The sequence below is a fragment of the Pseudomonas sp. Sample_14 genome (assembly GCF_004307515.1).
GTDB lineage: Bacteria > Pseudomonadota > Gammaproteobacteria > Pseudomonadales > Pseudomonadaceae > Aquipseudomonas > Aquipseudomonas atacamensis.
The window spans coordinates 1-20,927 of the sequence record NZ_RCOC01000046.1 but is presented as its reverse complement, the minus strand read 5'-3'; the positions used below and the strand labels follow the sequence as shown (position 1 = coordinate 20,927).

At 59.5% G+C, this 20,927-nt stretch carries 9 protein-coding genes; 3 read left to right on the top strand and 6 right to left on the bottom strand.

The genetic code is table 11. The annotated features are described in order from the left end of the window. Positions 1-2 precede the first annotated feature (2 nt). From D8U61_RS11135 to D8U61_RS11120, 4 genes are all read right to left on the bottom strand, one after another. Positions 3-242: a hypothetical protein gene (locus D8U61_RS11135; protein WP_309298312.1), complete on the bottom strand. Its 240-nt coding sequence runs from the start codon at positions 240-242 to the stop codon at positions 3-5. 172 nt (positions 243-414) lie between these two features. Continuing rightward, on the bottom strand, positions 415-606 hold the full coding sequence (locus D8U61_RS11130; RefSeq protein WP_309298313.1) for a hypothetical protein: 192 nt from the start codon (positions 604-606) through the stop codon (positions 415-417). A 135-nt stretch (positions 607-741) separates the two neighbouring features. Beyond that, positions 742-1,044, bottom strand: coding sequence for a hypothetical protein (locus D8U61_RS11125; RefSeq protein ID WP_130926917.1), 303 nt, complete (start codon positions 1,042-1,044; stop codon positions 742-744). Continuing rightward, positions 1,041-14,282, bottom strand: a complete 13,242-nt coding sequence (locus D8U61_RS11120; RefSeq protein WP_130926916.1) for a hemagglutinin repeat-containing protein — start codon at positions 14,280-14,282, stop codon at positions 1,041-1,043. Before D8U61_RS11120 ends, D8U61_RS11125 begins: the two co-directional genes overlap by 4 nt. Before the next feature lie 336 nt (positions 14,283-14,618). Here D8U61_RS11120 and D8U61_RS11115 point away from each other — a divergent pair, with 336 nt between their 5' ends. From D8U61_RS11115 to D8U61_RS11105, 3 genes are read left to right on the top strand one after another with little or no spacing between them, the layout of a single operon-like run. Then, positions 14,619-15,863 carry an exonuclease SbcCD subunit D C-terminal domain-containing protein gene (locus D8U61_RS11115; protein WP_130926915.1) on the top strand — a complete coding sequence of 415 codons (1,245 nt, stop codon included), beginning with the start codon at positions 14,619-14,621 and terminating at the stop codon, positions 15,861-15,863. Then, a complete protein-coding gene (locus D8U61_RS11110) occupies positions 15,860-19,501 on the top strand; it encodes an AAA family ATPase (protein ID WP_130926914.1) in 3,642 nt (1,213 codons plus the stop codon). The genes D8U61_RS11115 and D8U61_RS11110 overlap by 4 nt, the downstream gene beginning before the upstream one ends. After that, a complete protein-coding gene (locus D8U61_RS11105) occupies positions 19,498-20,094 on the top strand; it encodes a glutathione S-transferase (RefSeq protein ID WP_130926913.1) in 597 nt (198 codons plus the stop codon). Before D8U61_RS11110 ends, D8U61_RS11105 begins: the two co-directional genes overlap by 4 nt. 123 nt (positions 20,095-20,217) lie before the next feature. Here D8U61_RS11105 and D8U61_RS11100 read toward each other — a convergent pair whose 3' ends face one another. Together D8U61_RS11100 and D8U61_RS11095 are read right to left on the bottom strand one after the other, a co-directional pair. After that, positions 20,218-20,475 (bottom strand): hypothetical protein, encoded by a 258-nt coding sequence (locus D8U61_RS11100; RefSeq protein ID WP_039763921.1) that lies wholly within the window; start codon positions 20,473-20,475, stop codon positions 20,218-20,220. Continuing rightward, entirely contained in the window at positions 20,472-20,684 is a 213-nt protein-coding gene (locus D8U61_RS11095) for a hypothetical protein (protein WP_039763920.1), read from the bottom strand. Before D8U61_RS11095 ends, D8U61_RS11100 begins: the two co-directional genes overlap by 4 nt. Between the last annotated feature and the right edge of the window lie 243 nt (positions 20,685-20,927).

Below are 20,927 nucleotides of genomic sequence, written 5' to 3'. Positions count from 1 at the left end.
AATCAAGATGCGAATTTTGTTTGGACTTGTTCGCCTTCTCGATAGGAGAGGACAAATGACTTCCATGGCTCGCCACGCTTGACTGCGCTGTCCTGTAATTCGCGGACCAGACGTAGAATTATCGCGCCGTTGATGTCTTCCTCGACGTTCCAGTCCTCGACACCATCTATCTCAACGCATAGCTCCGTCTCGATGTAGCCCTCCCCCCAACTCCACGCCATAACGGAACGCGTCATAGCCATGGACGATGCCGGCTTCGACCACCTGAAAGATCTCTTGGACGATCTTTATGTCTTCGGTAATCACTGTAAAACCTCCGGATTGCGTCGGATGCAGAGTTCTCTCAGAGTGGCGGCACAGATGCAGAGATCGTGGGTTGCGCAGTTTGATCCGCTGTATGAGTCTGGTGAGAGGTCAATAGCTGAAATTCGTTTTCACCTGTTCGCCCTCGCGGTATGACATGACAAAAGATTTCCAAGGCTCTCCACGTTGCACGGCGTTGGCTTTTAGTTCTTTTGCCAGAAAATACACGTCGGAAATATCAAAATCGATCTCGGCATCCGTCACTTCAATGCCGTTCTTTTCGACGGTCAACTCGGCCTCCATAAACCCCTCTCCCATCTCGATCTCGTAACGAAAAGAGTCGTAGCCGTGGACGATGCCGCCATGAACGATTCGGAAAATGCTTTTAATGACTTCTAATCTTCGATGACCATGCCTGTCCGTTCGACGTTCCGTGGTTCAATAACCAAATTTCGTTCGCACTTGTTCGCCATCGCGATACGAGAGCACGAAGGATTTCCATGGTTCGCCCCTTACTGCTGCATTTTCGTGAAGCTTCTCCACGAGCATGTAGATTTTTGAATTATTGAAATCCGTTTCGGCATCCCATCTCTCAACACCATCTTTCTCAACGGCAAGTTCAGCTTCTATATAGTTACCGCCCCATTCGACGCTATAGCTGAATGCGTCGTATCCCTTGACAATCCCGGCTTCAACCAATTGAAAAATCTGGTTGACGATTTCAAAATCCTGAGTAATCACGCTTTTACCTCTGGAACATGCTTGGCTTCGTTTTTAAACGTCACCGTTTTTGGCTTGCCATCTATGGTGTACGTCAATATTAGTGAATCGGGTCTTGGATTGCCTGGATCTGCTCTCTCAAACTTGATCGTCGTCTGCCCTACAGTTTTAGAAGGATCATTGAGCGCCTCCTTGATTCTATTTTCATAGAAAACCTTGTAGGCCGAATTGTTGAAATTCTTATCCTGTGGAAATAGATTGTACCCATCGCACGTGCCGCCCTGGCTACACGCTTGCGCATGCCCGCCCACATCCGTGTCTCTGCCTTCCTTGCCTGCTTCAGTTTGCCTCGGATCCCGAGGAACCTTCTCTTTGGTCGGTGTAAATGTCAATTCCTCGACCATGCCTTTGCTGTTGGTGGTGAAGCTTGTGCCGTTATCAAGCTCATAACGGGTGTTCGGGCTTCTGGCAGCAGGATTGTTGAGCAATTCATATTCATGGCTACCCTTGACGGACTTGGTGGTATCGACTTTAACAACCGTCTCGACGTGAGTCTTGGGCGCATCGCCATGGAACGGGGAAACAGGTGGATTGGTCTTTGGTCCGTCAACCCAGCCTTTGCCTGGGGAGTCGCCAAGTTCATCTGCCCAACCCGGATGCTTGGGATCTATAGGATCCGTCAGCTTCCCGCCGCCGGTTCCCTTGTTTCCGGCGATACTGAAAACCTTGCCAGTGATGCTACCTGCCATGTTGGTTGCGGTGCCTAGTGCGATGTTCAGCAGCGTAGTGGCCCCGCGCACATAAACGTCGCCCTTTTGATCGCTTACACCGAGTCCAAACATCTTCTTGAAGGCGTTATCGCTGGCTTCCAGGCGTTTCTTGTCTTCACCGCTGAGCTCGCTGGCGATGCCCTTCGCAATTGCATCCTTGGCGGCATCAATCTTGTCGCCGAATAGCTTGGCGATCAGGACATTTCCTGCCAGACCAACAGCTGCTTTTGCTGGCCCCATCGCTGCCTGGATGGCGAGGCCAAGCAGCTGAACTTGCTCCTTGGGTAGCGTATCCATGTAGCTTTGTAGCTTTTCAGCCTCAAACAGGAGCTTGTCGCCCGGAGAATCGGGAACGAGCTTTACGGTTCCGATGGCGCGATTTTCGCCATCCGTGTCCCGGAAGTGGGTATAAACCGGATCCGATGCCTGACTTTTATCACCACATCCGGTTGAATCACTGCAGCCCTGTTGCTGCTGTGCGAATGTGACGAATACCTGCGCGAATTTGCGAATGACTATTACGTCTTCAGGCTTCAGATCATTTATATCCCCCGGCTTCCCTCCATTGCGCACCAGATTTTTGGCAATGCTAAGTGCTAGTTCGTCCCCCAGATCCTGACGCGCCGAGGCTGGCACTTCATCCAGCGATACTCGCTGTGCCTGAAGATTGTTCCAGGCCTGACCAACCAGGTTGACAGGCCCTGTGACGAGGGACAGCGCAGCTTCGATAGAGCCCTGAGTGGCGTCACCGTAGTTCTCTATTTTTTCTGCCCAGTCCTTCAATGTGCCCGAAGGATCGGCGACGGCCTCAAGTGACGATTTGCTCACGTACAGATCGGTGCGAGACTCCTTGTCCTTGGTGATCTCGTAACCTTTGTCTACGTCGCGATTCAAACCGGCAGCCGAATCCTTGCCCGTTTCGGCGTCCTGGCGTACCACGATCTCGCCGGCGCCGACGGTGCCGCGCACGATCTGTTCACGGTCTTTGTCGTACTTCCAGCCGTTGACGCTCCAGCCAGTTTCGCCCTCCTTGCCTTTACCAACCTGGCTGCCGTCCTGAGCACCGCTGCCTTTGCCAGCGGTGTAACTGCCACCGACGTTCAGGTAATAACCGTGCTCTTTGTCTGTACCGGCGATGTCACTGAAGCCCAGCGTGCCGGTATCCAGTTTCAAATTGCCGTTGTCGGCGGCGATCAGTGCACCGTCCAGTTGGGTGTGATTTTCGGTACGAATATCGACTTTGTTTTTACCGGTAATGCTGGTTTGCTGTTCGATCCAGTTCGTCTTGCCGGTGGTCTGGCCGTAACCGACTGAACCGCTGACACCAGCGCCCGGACCAAATGTGGCGGTTACACTGATATCGAACTCTTTACCCTTCACTTTCCCGGTGTCAGGGACCGAAGACACATTCAGATCACCGCCCACGCGCCCATTGACCTCATCACCACGCAACGTAGCGCCAGCGATATTGGTGTCCTTGCCGCTGGTGAAGCCCAGCCGGTCGCCCGCATAGAGGTAAGCCTCCTGCTGACGCTCGCCCTCACGCTCCAGATTGCCCTTGCCCAGGTTGACGCTGGCGTACACGCCAACACCCTCGGAACCAAACACCAGCCCCAACTCCCCGCCGCCGTTGTGGCGGTTGCGGTCACTGCTGCTGTCGTTCTGTGTCGAGCGGATATTGAGGTCATTGAAAGCGTTGAGCTCGATATCACGGCGAGCAGTGACCTGAGTACCGATCAGGTTGAGATCGTGTTCGGCTTGCAGATTGACGTCCCGGCCAGCACCCAGTTGAGTCGGCGTGGAAGTGCCATGTGAACCATCTTCAGTGGCGACCCCGTAGCTGCCGCCGACACCGATCTTGAAGCCACCACTGGTTCCGCCATGGATGCCGCCCCAGCTTTCGCGCTGGGTACTGTCTTGGCTGACATTGCCTTTGGCGACGTCGAAGGTGACATCGCGTCCGACAACATTGATGTCGCGCCCCGCCTGGAACTTCGCACCCTTTACCGTCACATCATTTTTGGCATTCAGGTTCAGGTCGTGGCCGGCATTCAAGGTTGACGACCGATTGCTCTGCTCGATGCTCTGCTGACTGCTGCTTTGCTTGCTGTTGCCGAACTTGACGTCCGCAGTCGGGCCCGAAACAAATTGGCCGACTGCATCCACCGCCTTGAGGGTGCTCGAGCCTTTGCTGACGTTGTCCTCACCTTTACCGGCGCCATTTACAGCGTCTTTGGTCTGGCCGTAGTTATGGTTCAGGCTCACGCCCAAGCCATTGCGTTCGGCCTCGCGCTGCTGTTCCACCAAAAGCGTTTCGCGAGCCGCGTCAATGTTGATATTGCGCCCGGCGGTCAGGTTGATGTCGTTATTCGCCACCAGATCCGAGCCGGTCTGGTTGATATCGCGTTTGGCGTTGATGCTCAGATCCTGGCCGGCACTGATCTGGCTGGCGGCACCGGTCTGCTGTTCGCGCCGGTCCTTTTCCTTGAGCCCATCGGCACCGGCAAAGAAACTCACGCCATTAGCGTCACTGGAAACGCCGATACCGGCTTTTTTCGATTTCGACCAAGCCTGCTCGGCACTCTCGTCGGAAGCGGCGACTATGCTGACGTCTCGACCCGCGTCCATGCTGACGTGGCGTCCGGCATCGATTCCGCTGCCTAGAACGTTGATATCGCGCTCGGCGCTCAGGATCGTGTCCCGCCCGGCGCTGACCATGCTGCCAACGCTCGTGCTGCCTTCACCCAGCCGTCCCGCCTCTTTGGCTGAAGAAAGGGAAAGGAAACCGCCGGAAACAGAAAGCCCGGTTTTCTTTTTGTAGGCTTCACTTCGGCTGTAGTCGGTTTCGTCCGCCGAAATCAGGTTTATGTCACCGCTGTCATCGACCAGACCGGCGCGGAACTCGACGTCGTTGGCCGCTGAAACGGTGCTGGCCTGCAACAGGAAATCCTTGCCTGAAGCAACGACTACGTCATTGCCAGCCTGGAACTCGCTGGCGATCTGACTGGTGCTCGTGTTGACTGCGTTTTTACCGCTCTTAGAGAGACCGAAAGATCCCTTCTTGGTGGTTTTGCTGTAGTCACTGTGCTCGTCAACACTGGAGAGCACCGAGATATCGTTCAACGCGCCCAGGACAAGATTATTACCAGCCTTCATTTGGCTGCCAATGACAGTAACGTCGCGGCCTCCATTCAAAGAGACGCCGCCTTCGGCCGACTGGGTGGTGTTGACCGTCAGATCATGGCCAGCCTCAATTACAGAGGCCACGTTGGTGCTGTCGTAGCTTCCTCGCTCTGTGGTTTTACTTTTACCGAATGAACCCTTTTTCTTCTTGTAGTAATAAGACGAACTCTCATCCTTCGCCGAAGCTACGGTGATGTCCTGCTCGGCATCTAGGCTGATGTCCTCGGTCGCTTTGATGCGGCTGGCAATGATGCCCAGGTCGTTGCCGGCGTTCAGCGCGATGTCGCGGCCGGCGTTCAACACTGATGATTGCTGCGTGATGCTGTGCGTTTCGTTCGCGCGTTTTTTGCTGCGTGAAACGTAGTCGCTTTCATCGGCGGCCGAGGTGATGACGATGTCGTTACCTGAGTCGACGCTGAGATCCCGCTTGGCATCCAGTCGACTGGCCACAACCGCCACATCTCGATCGGCACTGATCGACAGATCCCGCCCGGACGTCACTTCAGCGCCGTGCTGGGTGATGGTCTGGTTGAGGAAGTTGCTGCCGCGTGAGTCGGTGCGGCGATCCTGGACCGAGGTGATGTTGACGTCGCGTCCTGCGTCGAGCGCCATGTCCTGACCGCTGCTCAGGACGCCACCGATGTTGCTGATGTCGCGACCTGCGCCAACGTTCAGATCATTGGCGGCTTCGATCCGCGCGGCGTTGTTCAGTACGTCGCGATGCTGCAGCGTGCCGCCGTAACTGGAGTCGTAGCCGTACACGTCGCGCTGGTTGATCACATCGCCGCGAGTAGCGGTCAGGCTGACATCGCGCCCGGAGATAATGCCGCCACCGCTGTTGACGATGTTATTGCCGGCCTTGAGCGTCAGGCGCTCGCCCGCCTCGATCAATCCTGTATTGGAGAGGTTGTTGCCGGCCTCGGCCGACAGGTTATTGGAGGCGCGAAGCGTGCCGGCGTTGGTCAGGTCCGTACCGGCAATCAGGGTTACGTCGCCGCCCTGGATCAGCGCACCGTTGGGTGCCAGTCGGTTATTGGCCTGGGCCAGATACAGCACCGGCACCAGCACTTTCTCGCCATTCACTTCGTGCTCTTCGAGCCAGACGATGTCGTGGGTCAGGGCTGCCACTTGCTGAGCAGTCAGAGTTACGCCAACGGACAGGTTCAGTTCATTCTTGCTGGCGACGGCGTTATTCATCAGGTACTTGAACATGGCCTCGTCGGAGGTCTGCCCATCGATGAAACGCTGGCCGGTACGGGCGACAATGGCTTGCTGCACCAGGCGCTGTTCGAACAAGCCATCGCCCAGACGCTTGGCGCTGTTGTCGGGGTCATAGCCGAGTTTATCGAGCAGGTAGTCCGAGCTCATGAACTGTTTGAGCTCAGTGAGCGCCGGGTTGGTCTCGATCAGGTATTTGTGTGGATTGGAACGCACGCTGGTGTCGGGCAGGCCCTGTACCCGCGGCACGTCGAACGAAACGTTGCCACGATTGGGCAGCAACACGCCGACCGGGCCATCCCCGGCGGCCGTGCCGACATTGATCAGCGCCGCCTGATCGTTGAGATTGAGCGATGGCCGGGCCGCCAGAGCGAGCTCGCGGTTCTTGACCGATACAGGATCGCTACCGTCGAACTGAATATCCGTGGCCTTCCTCACCGGCATGCCGCCCGCATGACTCGACGGAGCAGCGTTGATAGATCCGATCGTCCTCGACGGGCCAGATGCTAGTGTCGGATCGCTGCCGCCTTTACCGCTGAGTCGGAACAGACCGTTGTCGCCGGTTGGCAGCGTGAAGCCAGGCAGTGCCAGCGGGTTGACTTGTTGTTGAGCCAGATCTGGTGGCAACTGCGGGTTCAGAAAAACCACGGTAGGTTTGGCGGAGTTTTTCACCCCGGTGTCCGCGGTGCCTTTGACGGTACCGCCGAAGTTTGTGTACGGGTTCAGATTGCCGTTGTTGATCGTGGTTTTAGCGTTGATCTCTACGGCCTGGCCGGCCTGGACAATAGAGGAAACGCTTGAGCCGCCGTTGGTGAAAATGCGGTCGTCTCGTTGTTTTGTACCGGCGAGGATAGGCGAAGGAACTGCTACCTCTGGACCAATGCCAAATTTCGCATTGATCTTGTTCATCATTTGCTTGTTCAGCGCCTGATAATCCCAATGCGTCCCACCCTTATCGGGTTCGTGCCAGGAATCGATGTAGTCATACTGGTTTTTTGAGTTTCGATCTGCATACGCTTGAAGTTCAGTGCTGATCCAACTCGACTGGGGCTTGCCTGGAAGTCCTCCGATTTTGTAAACACGCATCCGCGTGAAATTACCCGACTGCAGACCAAAGTTATCGAACGTATCGACATCAAGCTTTATGTTTTTGCCGGCCGAGATCAGCGACGCGGTATTGGTGAAGGCGCCAACATTGGCGGTCAGATTGCCGGCTACTGAAAGCGACGCTTGCGGCCCGGTAATTGTCGATGTCGATTCAAAATTTTCATTAACGTAGAAAGTCGTACCGCTGAAGGTGATGTCCCCGGAGATAAATTTTTCCTCGCCAATCACTCCCTCGGTCTTGTTATTGAAGCTATTGGCCGACAACGAAAAATCACCGTCGACATTGATCGAAGCCGCGAGGTTATTCACGCTGTTCGCGCGGCCACCGCTCATGCCGGCAATGGTCAGATTGCCGATGCTGTAAACATCGCCCGTCTGGTTGGTGAAGTCATTGACCAGCAGGTTCATGTTGCCACCGCTGAACAACAAGCCGTGATCGTTCACTAGACTTGCCGTCTTGACTGTCAGATCCTGAGCGGCTCCCAGCGTACCGGTGTTGCTGACGCTGCCCGCGTTTATCGTCATGCCGTAATTGGAAGTCAGTCTTCCGCCAGCATTGTTCAGCGACCCGCTGATGTTGTACGTACCCTGTCCGCCACTGCTGATGCTCGCGAGACTGGTCAGGCCCAGTTGCGCAGCATTGAAGGTCATATCGCCCAGACTGCTCACTCGCCCATTGCCGCCGTAAGTCCCACTCAACTGAATATCGAGCCCGCCATCACTGGCAATCAACCCCTCGTTCGTCCAGTTCCCGCCACGCCCCACCAACTGATTCGAAGCCAGCAATTGCCCACTGGCCGTCTGCACGAAATTGCCGACATTCACCGTCAACCGCCCCGCCTGGATCACGCTGCTGTTGGTCCAGCTGTCCGCGTTCAGGGTCAGGCCGCCACGGGTCACCAGTGAGCCGCCGGCGTTCATTACGTTGGTGGTGGAGATGCCGAATTCACCGAGGCCGACATGCGTCACCGAACCGCCAGCGTTGAGCAAGCTCGGTGCGGCGAGGGTGAAGTCGGTGTTGGCGGTTTCCACTAGGCCGTTGCGGTTGTCGAACTGGCTGCCGATCTGGAAATCGGTTTTGCCGCTGCCGCCGAGGGCGCGTAGTTTGCCGCTCTGGTTGTTGAGGTTGGCGGCGCGAATCGCCAAGGTGCTGGCGCTTTCGATCAGGCCGCCGTTGTTGGCGAGATTGCCGCCAAGGCCAATGTCGATGAGGCTGCCGCTGACCTGGCCGGCCGTGTTGTTCATTGAGCCGGCGATGACGTTCACCTGGCCGCGGGCATAAATGCCGCCGCCGCTGTTGTCGAGGGCGTTGCCGCCGGCGTTGAGCAGGATGTCGCCGCTGTTGGCGGCAATGCGCCCGCCGTCGCTGTAGATGCTGCCCAGCGCACGCAGGTCGAGGCGGCTGCCTTCGATCTTGCCTGACTGGCCGTTGCGCAGCACACCGGTCAGACGGGTTTGCAGCAGACCTTTGAGGCTCGACAGCACGCCGCCTCGGCTGTCGAGGCTGGCGGCAGTGAGGTTCAGGTCGCCGTTCTGCGCAATGATCTTGCCGCCCTGGTTGTCGATTGCGCCGTTGCCCGTGTTGACGGTCAGCGCGGTCATGCTTTGCACCGCGCCGCCGGCGTTGTTCAGCGCGGCTGCGGTGAGAGTGGCGTCGGCGGCGCTGCTGGAAATCAGGCCATCGCCGTCGTTGCGCAACAGGCCGCCGGCGTTGAGATTCAGTTGGCTGCTGGCGGCGATGGTGCCGCGCTGGCTGTTGTTCAGATCGCCGCTGGTGAGCAGGCTCAGCAGGCTCTGGCTGATCATCTGGCCGCCACGGTTGTCGATGCTGGTCGAACGCGTCAGCACCAGCGGCCCGGTGCTGCCGAGCGCGCCGTTGACGTTGGTCAGCGCGCCGAGCAGGTCGAGTGTGACGCGGTCGTCGCCGACCAGGCTGCCGCCGCTGTTGTTCACCGCACCGCCCGTGAAGGTCAGGGCTTTTTTCGCGCTCAGGTTACCCGAGGCGTTGTTCAGACTCGCCGCCCGGATATCGAGGGTGTCAGCGCTTTTGATCAAGCCGCCGGAAGCGTTGCTGATTTCACCGCCCAGCACGGTCAATGTTTGCTTGCCGTCGCTGGTCAGTGTTCCGGCGCCGTTGTTGAGGCTGGCGGCCTTGATGAAAAGCTCGCCCTTGCTGCCGACGCCTCCTTGGGTGTGGTTGATCAGCGCGCCGCTGAGGTCAATGCTGACATTGCCGAGCTGGCTGGAGATCGCGCCACCGAGGCTGTTATCGATAGTGCCGCCGGCCAGGGTCACGCCGGTCCAGCCTGAGATCAGGCCGCCGTTGTTCTTCAGCTCGGCTGCGGTGAGGGACAGTTGCTGATTGCTGATCAGATTGCCGCCGCGATTGTCCAGACTGTTGGCGCTAAGGCTGAAGCTGTTGACGCTGGAAACCTCACCTTTCTGGTTGTTCAGGTCACGCAGGGTGGCGATGCTCAGCACGCCTTTGCTGTTGATCACGCCGTCCTGGTTATTGAGGTCACGCAGATGCGCAATGCTCAGCGCGCCTTTGCTGCTGATCACCCCGCCCTGGTTGTTGAGGTCCTGCGCGGTGGCGCCGAGGTCGATGGCAAGGCCAGCGGCACCCACCAGCGTGCCCTCCTCGTTGTTCAGGCCGGTGCTGTTGAGGGTCAGTTGTTGCGCGGCGCGGATGCTGCCCTTGTTGTGGTTGTCGAGCAGGCCATCGACGGTCACCGAAATATCGCTGTCGCTGAGCAATACGCCGCCATCGCTGTTGTCGAGACTGGCCGCGCGAACCTGCAATGCTGCTGCCGCGATCGTGCCTTTGATCGAGGTCAGGGCCTTGTCGAGGGTCAGGCTCAGTTTCTGATTGCTCAGCACTTGGCCGCCGCTGTTGTCCAGCGATTTGGCGATCAGTTCAAAGGCCTGCTCGCTGGAAATCTCGCCACCACGGTTGTTCACCTCAGAGAGATTCTTCAGCAGCAACTGCCCTGGCGCATTGATCACCCCACCCTGGTTGTTCAGCGCACCACCGTGCAGGTCGACGCTGACGCTGGCGTGGCTGCTGAACAGTTTGCCGCCCTGCTGATCGAGGCCCTGAATATCGGCAGTCAACGCATTGCCAGCGCCGAGGCTGCCAGCCGTGTTGGTCACTTTGCCGGCGCTGAACTCAAGCTGATCGGCGGCGTAAATGCTCGCCTGACTGTTATTGAGTTCGCCGGTAGTGATGTGCAGATTGCTTTTGCTGCTGATCACGCCTTTCTGCTGGTTGTCCAGCGCGCTACTGGTGAGCGTCAACGCTGCATCGGTCAACAACTGGCCGCCACGGTTGCTGACCGCACCGTGTGTGTCGACGCTGAGCGCTTTGGCGCTGGACAGCGTACCGCCATCGTTATTGAGGCTTTGCGCATCGATCGCCAGCGCACCTTCGCTGAACAGACTGCCCTGCGCGTTGTTCAGCTCCCCCGAAAGAGTGATGGCGAGGTCTTGTTGCGTGGTCAGGCGAGCGCTGTTTTCCAGACTTTTGCCGACCAGCGTCAGGCCGGTAGCGCCGGACAGCACGCCGTTGTTGCGGTTGATCACCTCGTTGACGGTCAACGCCAGATTGCCGCCCGCCAGCATGTAGCCGCTGTCGCTATTGTCGAGCCAGGCGCCGATCAGGCTCACGCCGGCCTTGCTCGACAGTTCACCGCTGCGGTTATCGACATGGTCGACGACCAGTTGCAGCGCTTGGGTCGAACCGACCAGGCCTTCCTGACGGTTATCCAGACGCGCCGCCGTGAGCGTCAGGCCCTCGTCGGCGATGACCACGCCAGCCTGGTTGTCGAACAGATCGGTGACGGTGAAATCGACCTCGCCACGCCCGCGAATCTCACCGCCGCTATTGTCGAGGCTGGCGCTGCGCGCTTGGAGGCCAGCGGAGGCGATCAGGCCTTTTACGTTGCTCAGCGCACGGTCGATGATCAGGGTGAGTTTTTCATTGCTGAGCAGCTTGCCACCGTCGTTGTTCAGGCTTTGCGCGTTGAGGTTCCAGGCTTTGGCAGCGGAGATTTCCCCGGCGCTGTTGTTCACATCCTTGAGGTTTTTCAGCAGCAGTTGCCCCGGCGTATGAATGTTGCCGCGCTGGTTATCGAGCAGGCCATTGTTGAGGTCCAGGGTCAGGTCGCCGTTGCTGAACAGCTCGCCGCCGTCCTGCTGCAGCGAGGTGACGGAAGCCTGCAGGGTTTTCTGGCTGCCGATGGTGCCGCCGGAGTTATCCAGATGCGCGGTGGTCAGCAACAGCGTGCCGTCCGTGGCGAGGCTGCCGCCCTGCCGGTTCTTGAACTCACCGGTGTTCAGGGTCGAATCATCTTTGGCACTGAGGATGCCGTTGTCGCTGTTATCGAGACTGCCGCTGGTAAAGGTCAGACCCTTTTGCGAGGCGATCAGCCCGCCCTGATTCTGCACGCCAGCGACGCTGGTCAGTGCCATCGCTTCCAGGCTCGACAGCTTGCCCAGGCGATTGTCGAGGCTGCCGAGATTCAGGGTCATCTGCCCTTCACTGCTGATCAGGCCTTGCTGGTTATCGAGGGCATTGTCGAGGGTCAGGTTCAGTGTGTTCTGGCTGACGATCCGCCCGCCCACATTGCTCAAACCGATGCCGCTGAGCGTCGCCGCGCCTTTGCTGAAAATCAGGCCATTGGTGGCGTTGATGATCTGCGCGACTTTCAGGCCCAGCGTGGTGTCGGACAGCACCTTGCCGCCCTCGCTGTTATCCAGGCGTGCGCCATTGATATGCAGGTCGAGTTGGCTGGAAAGCGTACTGGCGCGGTTGTCGATCTGGTCGACATTGACGGTCAGGGTCTTGAGCGACCCGACCAGGCTGTCCTGGCGGCTGTTGAGAGTCTTGCCGGTGAGTTTCAGATTGCCTTCGGCAACCAGTTCGCCGGTTTGCTGAGTCAGGTTGTCAATGCTGGCGTCGATATCGCCCTTGCCGGAAATCCGTCCGGCATCGTTGGTGACATCCCGGGCTTTGAGGCTCAACAGTCCGGTCGAGGTCAGCAAGCCGCCATTGCTGTTGTTCAGCGTGCTGCCTTCGAAGGTCAGCGCTGCCTTGCTCTCGGCGCGGCCCTTGTCGCGGTTATCCAGATTATCGATCAGCAGCGTCGTCGCTTTGTCGGCGCGCAAAACACCCGCACGGTTGTCGGTGGTGGCGCTGCTCACGGTCAGGGTGTCGAGACCGGAAATCTTGCCGGCGCGGTTATCCAGGCGCGTGGCCTGCACGTCCATCGCACCGTTGGCCTGGATCAGGCCCTTGTTCTGGTTGTTCAACTGGTCGCTGATGCGCGTGGTCAGCATGCCTTCGCTGGTCAGCTGGCCTTGCTGGCTGTTGTCCAGTTGTTGCGCTTTTACCGCCACGGCCTGTTTCGCGCCGATCCGTCCGGTGCGATTGTTGATGGCGCCGAGGGCGGTGATGTCGAGCAAACGGCCAGCGGAGATCAGGCCGGCGACGTTGTCCAGCGAGGTGACCGTGAGTACTACGTCGCTCTGGCTGCCAAGTTCACCGTTGCTGTTGATCAACTGACCGATGTTGCCGGTGAGTCTGCCATTGCTGGTGAGCGTGCCTTGATTGTTCAGCACTTGATTGGCAGTGAGGGTCAGGCTGTTGTTGCCCAGCACTTTGCCTGCGTTGCGGTTGTCCAGCGTGCCGGCAGTGATGCTCGCGGTCTGGCCACTGAGCAGACCATTCTGGTTGTTGAGGGTTTGCGCGGCGTTGACGGTCAGGTTGCGGCTGGCGCTGAGGCTCTTGCCACTGTTGCTCAGATTCTGTGCGCGAAGGCTCAAGTCACCGTTGCTGTTACGGCTGCCGTCAGCATTGACGCCGGCTTCGATGGCGCCGGCGTTGGTCAGTTGCCCACCGGCGCTGAGCACCACGCTGTCGCGGGCGGCCAAGGTCTGGCGGTTGGTCAGGTTGCCTTGGGTCTGTACGTTGAGCGACGTGCCGGCGTAAACCGGAGCTTGCGCGTCGAGGCTGGCTGCCTTGACGTTGACCGCGCCGGTAGCCGAGGTGTCGGCCAAGCTCAGTTGCCCGTTCGCATCCAGCTGAATATCGCCGCCGCTGGCGATCAGTTTGCCGTCGAGTTTCACCCCGACGCCGGCCTCGGTGCCGACCAGTTTGATCGCCCCGGCGTACATGCCGCCGAGCGCCGAGGAGTCGATGGCCAGTTGCGGTTTGGCGCTACCGTCGTCGGCGCGGGCGGTGGCATTGAGGGTGTCGGCGTTGACGTCGTTGCGACCGGCGACGATGGTCAGGTTCTGTGCCTGGATCTGCGCATTGATTTTGGCGCTGCGGGTGATGATTTCGAAGCGGTCGATATTGGTTGCGTTGATGCCCGCGCCTTCGATAGCCACGCTGCCTTGATCGACCTGAAAGCGATCCAGCCGACCGTTTTCCAGCACTGGTTTACCGGTAGTCAACGTCACCCGTGGTGCGTTGATGAAACCGCAGCCATTGCAGGTAATGCCATACGGGTTGGCGACAATCACTCGCGCAGACTGCCCGGCCACTTCGGTGTAACCGCGCAACTGACTCGGGTTGCCGCTGATGACTTCGTTGAGAATCGCCTGCGCCGAACCGCTGTTTTTCAGGTTCGGGTTACCGATGACGTGACCGCCCAGTTGCGTGTTCGAAGTTTGAGTCGCGCCGTTGTTGAGGATGACGCCCTGTGCGCCGACGTTGTAATCGTGGAACTGGTTGTGCGACAGGCCACTGGCGTTGGGCGTGGCGATGTTGACGATCGGCACGCCGTTGCCGGCACGGTCCAGCGTGGTATTCGGGTTGGCAACGACGATGCCATCGGCCTGCGCCCACAGCGGTTGCCAGAACATGACGTTGGCCAGCAGGAAGGCCAGTCCGCGCTTGGGCATGCCGAGGAACTGCTCGCGTTTGGCCGTAGCGGCAGAAGGCTGGCGAGCGAGGAATGCGTACTGGCGAACGTCCATGTAGAAGATCCTGCAACGGGCAATAATCGGTCTGATCAGGTGCCATGCTCCGCAGGAAAGCGGCGCGGATGAGCGCAAAGAGTCGCTGGCATCCCTGCAATAGCGCACTAGTATCAAAATGGTGGCGCGATATTAGATGGCCACTATTTTGGCGTCAATTAATGGATGCGTTGAAAAATCGATTTCGATGAGCGGTTGTGCCGGAATCCCCGGTGAACCGTTCACCGCCCGCCTGCGCGATAAGCCCCACCGGCGCAATAATCTGTAAACTCTCCCCTCTTTCGCCGCCCTCATTTCATCTGCGGCCATCACCTCTTTTCTGTAGCGGAGTCCACCTTGCGTCTGTTCCACACCTCCGACTGGCACCTTGGGCAAAACCTGCACGGCCAGGAGCGCGATTTCGAGCACGCGTGTTTTCTCGAATGGCTGCTGCGCCAGTTGCACTTGGCGCAGCCGGATGTGCTGCTGATCGCCGGGGACATCTTCGATACGGTCAATCCGCCGGTCAAAGCTCAGGAACGCCTCTACGATTTCATCGTCAGCGCTCACGAACAGCAGCCGTTGCTGACCATCGTGATGATTGCCGGCAACCATGATTCCGGCTCGCGGATCGAGCTGCCGGCGCCGTTGATGCGGCGTTTGCGCACTCACGCGTTGGGTCGGGTGCTGTGGCTGGACGACGGGCAACTCGATGCCGAGCGCCTGCTGCTGCCGCTGCCGAATGCCCAAGGAGAAATCGCCGCGTGGTGTCTGGCGCTGCCGTTCTTGCGCCCGGCGGAAGTCACTGGCGTGCATCTGGGTGACAACTATCTGCGCGGCATCGGTCAGGTGCATGAATGGCTGATCGCGGCGGCGAATGCCAAGCGTCAGCCCGGGCAGGCGTTGATCGCTATCAGCCACGCGCACATGGCCGGGGGCTCGGTGTCGGAGGATTCCGAGCGCAGCCTGATCATCGGCAATGCCGAAGCCCTGCCCGCCAGCCTGTTCGGCGAAAGCATCAGTTACGTCGCCCTCGGCCATTTGCACAAGCCGCAGAAGGTCAACGGCGAGGAGCGCATCCGCTACAGCGGCTCGCCGATTCCGCTGTCGTTCTCCGAAATCGGTTATCAGCATCAGATTCTCGATGTGGTCCTGGACGGTGAAACCCTGGTCAGCGTCGAGCCGAAACTGATCCCGCGCTCGGTCAATCTGCAGCGCATCGGCCCGGCGCCGCTGGCCGAGATTCTGCTGCAACTGGCCGACCTGCCGAACATCGATCTGCTCGCCGAAACCCAGCGCCAGCCATGGCTCGAAGTGCGCGTGCGCCTGGATGAGCCGCAGCCGGATCTGCGCCACCAAGTGGAAACCGCACTGCAAGGCAAAGCCGTGCGCCTGGTGCGCATCGCCGCTGAATACGCCGGCAATCGTGGCGCCGATGGCAGCGATGACGGCAGCACGCTGATCGAACTCGACCAGCTCACTCCGCAGGAATTGTTCAGCCGCGCCTGGCTCGACAATTACGGCAGCGAGGTCGACGAGCAGACGCTCAAGGACTTCGCTGAACTGCTGCAGGACGTGCAACTGGAGGGCGAGCAGCCATGAAAATTCTCGCCATTCGTTTGAAGAACCTCGCCTCGCTGGCCGGGCCGTTCGAGATTGATTTCACCGCTGAACCGCTGGCCAGCGCCGGTCTGTTCGCAATCACCGGCCCCACCGGCGCCGGCAAAAGCACGTTGCTCGATGCCTTGTGCCTGGCGCTGTTTGGCGCTGTGCCGCGTCTGAACAACACCGGCCGTGATGCGAAAGTCCCGGATGCTGACGGTGAAATCGCCACTGGCGACCCGCGCACCTTGCTGCGACGCGGCACCGGTGAAGGCTATGCCGAAGTGGATTTTGTCGGCGTCGATGGCCGCCGCTATCGCGCGCGCTGGGAAGCCAACCGTGCTCGCGAGAAGGCTGGCGGCAAGCTCCAGGCCAGTCGGCAGAGCCTGCGCGACATCGATCAGGATCAACTGCTCGCCAGCCAGAAAGGCGAATACAAAACCCAGCTGGAAGCCGCGCTGGGCCTGAACTTTGAACAGTTCACTCGCGCTGTGCTGCTGGCGCAGAGCGAGTTCAGCGCGTTCCTCAAGGCTGACGACAACGACCGCAGTGAACTGCTGGAAAAACTCACCGACACCGCGCTCTACACTCGCCTCGGCCGCCGTGCCTTCGACAAGACCAAAGAAGCCCGTGAAGCGCACAAGCAGTTGCAGGATCAGGCCACCGGTGTGACGCCTTTGGCGCCGGAAGCGCGCGCCGAACTCGACGAGCGTTTCAACACCGCGCAGCAACAAATGAAGGCGCAACAGGCGCAGCTCAAACAGCTTGAGCAACAGCATGCCTGGCTGAAGGATTTGCGTCTGTTGCTGGAAGCGCAGCAAGCGGCCAGCGGACAACTGCAAACCGCGCAACAGCAATGGCAGGCACTGGCCGGCGAGCGGGTGAAACTGACGCGTCTGGAACAGCTTGGCCCGCAACGCCATCAGTTCGCGCGCAAGGCCGAGCTCGATGCGCTGCTCACGCCACTGGCGGCGCAGATTGCCGCGCACACCCAACAACACGCGGCGCTGGGCGAACGCCAGACGCAGCTGGAACAGAACCTCGACGCAGCGAAAGTCGCCCTGAGCGCAGCGCAACAACGCCAGAGCGAAAATGCGCCGTTGCTGCGTCAGGCATTCGAAGAGCAAAGCACCCTCGCCCGCCTGATCAAGGACACCGCCAGCAGCGCCGAAGCCCGGCAAGCGGCCGAGCAAGCGTTCAAGCATGGCCAGAACACGATTCAAGCCTTGCAGGAAAAACAAGCTGAGGTCGCCGAGCGTTTGCAACGCATCGCCACCGAGCTTGAGCAGAGTGCGCATCTGGCGCCGTTGAGCGATGCCTGGAGCGCCTATCGCGATCGTCTGCAACAGCTGATGCTGATTGGCAACCGCTTGAACAAGGGCCAGAGCGAACTGGCGTCGCTCGAACAGAACGCCGCGCACAGTGCTGAGCAACTGGCCTCGCACAAACAGCAAATGGAAGTGTTGTTCAAAGAGGCCGGCGCAGAGCCGGACGCGGTGGCCGAACAGATCGGCCTGCTCGGCATCTTGCTGCAGGACAACCGCAAACAGCTGCGCGCGATCGAAGACCTGTCGCGCCTGTGGGCGACTCAGCAGGATCTCGACAAGCGCAGCGCCGAGTTGCAACAACGCCAGCTCGACGCGCAGCAGCAACGCGAACGCCTGACCCAGGACGGGGTGAAAACCAAGGCCGAACTGACCGTCGCCGAGCAGACCCTAAATGTCACTCGCGAACTGCTTGAACGTCAGCGGCTGGCGCGCAGTGCCAGTGTCGAAGAGCTGCGCGCGCAGTTGCAGGACGATCAGCCCTGCCCGGTCTGCGGCAGCAACGAGCATCCCTATCACCAGCCCGAAGCACTGCTGCAAAGCCTTGGCCGTCACGATGAAAGCGAACAGGCCAACGCCCAGCAAGTGGTCGATCAGCTCAAGGAAAAACTGATCGAGCTGCGCGGCGAAGTCGGTGGCGTGATCGCACAACAGAAAGAGCTGCTGCAGCAACTGGAACAACTCGCGGCGCAACAACAAGCCCTGGCCCCGAGCCTCGACGCGCATCCGCTGGCCGCGCAACTGTTCAATCAGGACGCCGACAAACGCGACGCCTGGCTCAGCCGCCAGACCGAGCAGTTGAATCAGAGCATCACTCAGGACGAACAACGCCAAACCGCCCTGCTCACCTTGCAGCAGGACGCGGCGCGCCTGTCGCAACAATTGCGTCAGGCCGAAGTGGCGCATCAGCAAGCGGCGCAACAGCTGAGCCATCAGCAGCATGAACTCAACAGCGACCGTCAGCGCCTTGAAGAAGAACTTGCCGCGTTCGGCCCGCTGCTGCCCGCCGACACCCTTGAGGCCTTGCGCCTGGAGCCGGCGGCAACGTTCATGCAGCTGGACCGGCAGATCGCCGAGCGTTTGACCCAGCTCGAACAGCAAAAGGAAGAGCTGAGCGAACAGCAGCAACGCCAGCAGACGTTGGAGAAAGAACAGGATCGCCAGCAGCTGCGCACTCAGCAACTGCACAGCGCCGAGCAACAATTCACCGCGCTGACCGAGCAACAGCAAGGCTGTCAGGAAAAACTCGCGCAGTTACTTGGCGAGCACAGCAGCGCCGAGCATTGGCAGCAGCAGTTGGAACACGCCGTGGAACGGGCGCGCAGCGCGGAAACCAGCACCGCTGAGGAGCTGCAAAGTGTGCGCACGCAACTGGTGCAGATCGCCGCTGAGCTCAAGGCCCAACAGGAACGCCTGCAAGCACTGCAAGCTGAAGACCTGGTACTCGCCGGCAAGATCGCCGATTGGCGCGCCAGCCATCCGGAACTGGATGACGGCGGCCTCGAGGACTTGCTGCGCTTCGATGACGCGCAAGTTGCAGAACTGCGCCAGACCCTTCAGCACAACGAAAAAGCCATCGAACAGGCCCAGGTCCTGTTGCAGGAGCGCGATCAGCGCCTGCTCGATCACCAGGCCCGGCAGGACGGCGCCCTTGATGCCGAACAGCTCGACAGCGCCCTCGCCGAGCTGCAGAGCCAGTTCGCCGTCAGCGAACAGCAGTGCGCCGAACTGCGCGCCGAACAGGTTGAAGACCAGCGCCGGCAGAACGCCAATCAGGCGCTGGCCCAGCAGATCGCCGACGCCTATGCCGAGTACCAGCGCTGGGCGCGGCTCAGTGCCTTGATCGGCTCGGCCACCGGCGACACCTTCCGCAAGATCGCCCAGGCCTACAACCTCGATCTGCTGGTACATCACGCCAACGCGCAGCTGCGCCAACTGGTCAAACGCTATCGCCTCAAACGCGGCGGCAGCATGCTCGGCCTGCTGGTAATGGACACGGAAATGGGCGACGAACTGCGCTCGGTGCATTCGCTTTCCGGCGGCGAGACGTTCCTCGTGTCACTCGCCCTTGCGCTGGGTCTGGCCTCGATGGCGTCGAGCACACTGAAAATCGAATCGCTGTTTATCGATGAAGGCTTTGGCAGCCTCGATCCGGAATCCTTGCAACTGGCCATGGACGCGCTCGATGGCTTGCAGGCGCAGGGACGCAAGGTGGCGGTGATTTCCCATGTCCAGGAAATGCACGAACGGATCCCGGTGCAGATTCAGGTGCGGCGCCAGGGCAATGGTTTGAGCACGCTGGAGGTGAAATGAACACGCTGTATTCCTTCCGCCGCTGCCCTTACGCGATGCGTGCGCGAATGGCCCTGCGTTATGCGGGCGTGCCGGTGGAGATTGTCGAAGTCAGTCTCAAGGACAAACCGGCGCAGATGCTCGCGCTCTCGCCCAAGGGCACCGTGCCGGTGCTGAATGCCGATGGCGTAGTGATCGATGAGAGTCTGCAGATCATGCGCTGGGCGTTGGCGCAGAATGATCCGGATGATTGGTTGCTGGCCGGCGACTCGTTCGCAGCGCTGTGGATGGAAAAACTGATTGAAGGTAATGATCAGATTTTCAAATCGGCATTGAATCGCTACAAGTACGCCGAGCGCTACCCCGAGCAGCCGATGGAAGCTTATCGAGCTGAAGGTGCGTTGTTTCTGCAGAAACTGGATGAGTTGCTTGAAGGACGTGACTACTTGTTGGCCGAGCATCCGAGCCTCGCCGACATCGCCCTGCTGCCCTTCGTCCGACAGTTCGCTCACGTTGATCGCGAGTGGTTTGCGCAGACGCCTTATGTGCGCTTGCAGGCCTGGTTGCAGCGCCTGCTCGAATCCGAGCTGTTTACCTCAATCATGAAAAAATAACCCTCTGTCCCTTTGATCGTTCCCACGCTGCGCGTGGGAATGCAGCCGGGGACGCTCTGTGTCCCATTGGAACGCGGAGCGTACCTTGAGGCATTCCCACGCAGAGCGTGGGAACGATCTTCGTCAGGCCAGGGCGTTGCACATGCCCAGCGCCATGCAATCCACTTCAAACGGCCCGAGAAAATCCACCGCGACCTTGACCGGTGGATTGCCGGCCATCAGCCCCAGCGTGTTGGCGCGTTCAATGTTGTGCGCGATGTTGTGGTTGGCCTCTATGGCCCGGGCCAAACCTCCCACCGAGCCCTGGCCAAACCCCAGGAGTGAGGCGCCGTTGGTCATCAGCGCGAGGCTGGCGATGACCCAGAGTCTGTAGCCTTTCATGCGCCGCCGACTCCTGCGAGTTCAGCCCTGTCGACCATGGCGCTTTGCGAGCGCAGTTCGAACTGGATGCCGGGGTGGGCGACGTCGATCGGGGCGTCGAAGCTGTGTTCCATCTGTGCGCCGATGCTGACGAACAGCACCACGGCCAGGTACAGACCAATGGCCAGGTAGGCGCCGCGTTTGGCGGAAGTGAGGATTGCGCTGGCCATGGTGTTCTCCGTGGGCAAAGGTTTCGATGGCCACAGAATCAATCAAAAAAGCCGAAGCAACCACTCAGGGTTTGCAATGGTGAATATCAGCTTCGTTGATTATTTAGCGGCTCTATTTGCCGGCGAGAGAAAACCTATGAGTGCAGAACACGCGCGCGCGAGCTGCCGAAGGCTGCGATCTTCTGAATGATCGTTCCCACGCTCCGCGTGGGAATGCCTCAAGGGACGCTCCGCGTTCCAATG

Bases quoted from the DNA above. Each gene is read 5' to 3' on its own strand.
- D8U61_RS11135 (WP_309298312.1), bottom strand. From the start codon at position 242: ATGGCTATGACGCGTTCCGTTATGGCGTGGAGTTGGGGGGAGGGCTAC.
- D8U61_RS11130 (WP_309298313.1), bottom strand. From the start codon at position 606: ATGGAGGCCGAGTTGACCGTCGAAAAGAACGGCATTGAAGTGACGGAT.
- D8U61_RS11120 (WP_130926916.1), bottom strand. From the start codon at position 14,282: ATGGACGTTCGCCAGTACGCATTCCTCGCTCGCCAGCCTTCTGCCGCT.
- D8U61_RS11110 (WP_130926914.1), top strand. From the start codon at position 15,860: ATGAAAATTCTCGCCATTCGTTTGAAGAACCTCGCCTCGCTGGCCGGG.
- D8U61_RS11105 (WP_130926913.1), top strand. From the start codon at position 19,498: ATGAACACGCTGTATTCCTTCCGCCGCTGCCCTTACGCGATGCGTGCG.
- D8U61_RS11100 (WP_039763921.1), bottom strand. From the start codon at position 20,475: ATGAAAGGCTACAGACTCTGGGTCATCGCCAGCCTCGCGCTGATGACC.
- D8U61_RS11095 (WP_039763920.1), bottom strand. From the start codon at position 20,684: ATGGCCAGCGCAATCCTCACTTCCGCCAAACGCGGCGCCTACCTGGCC.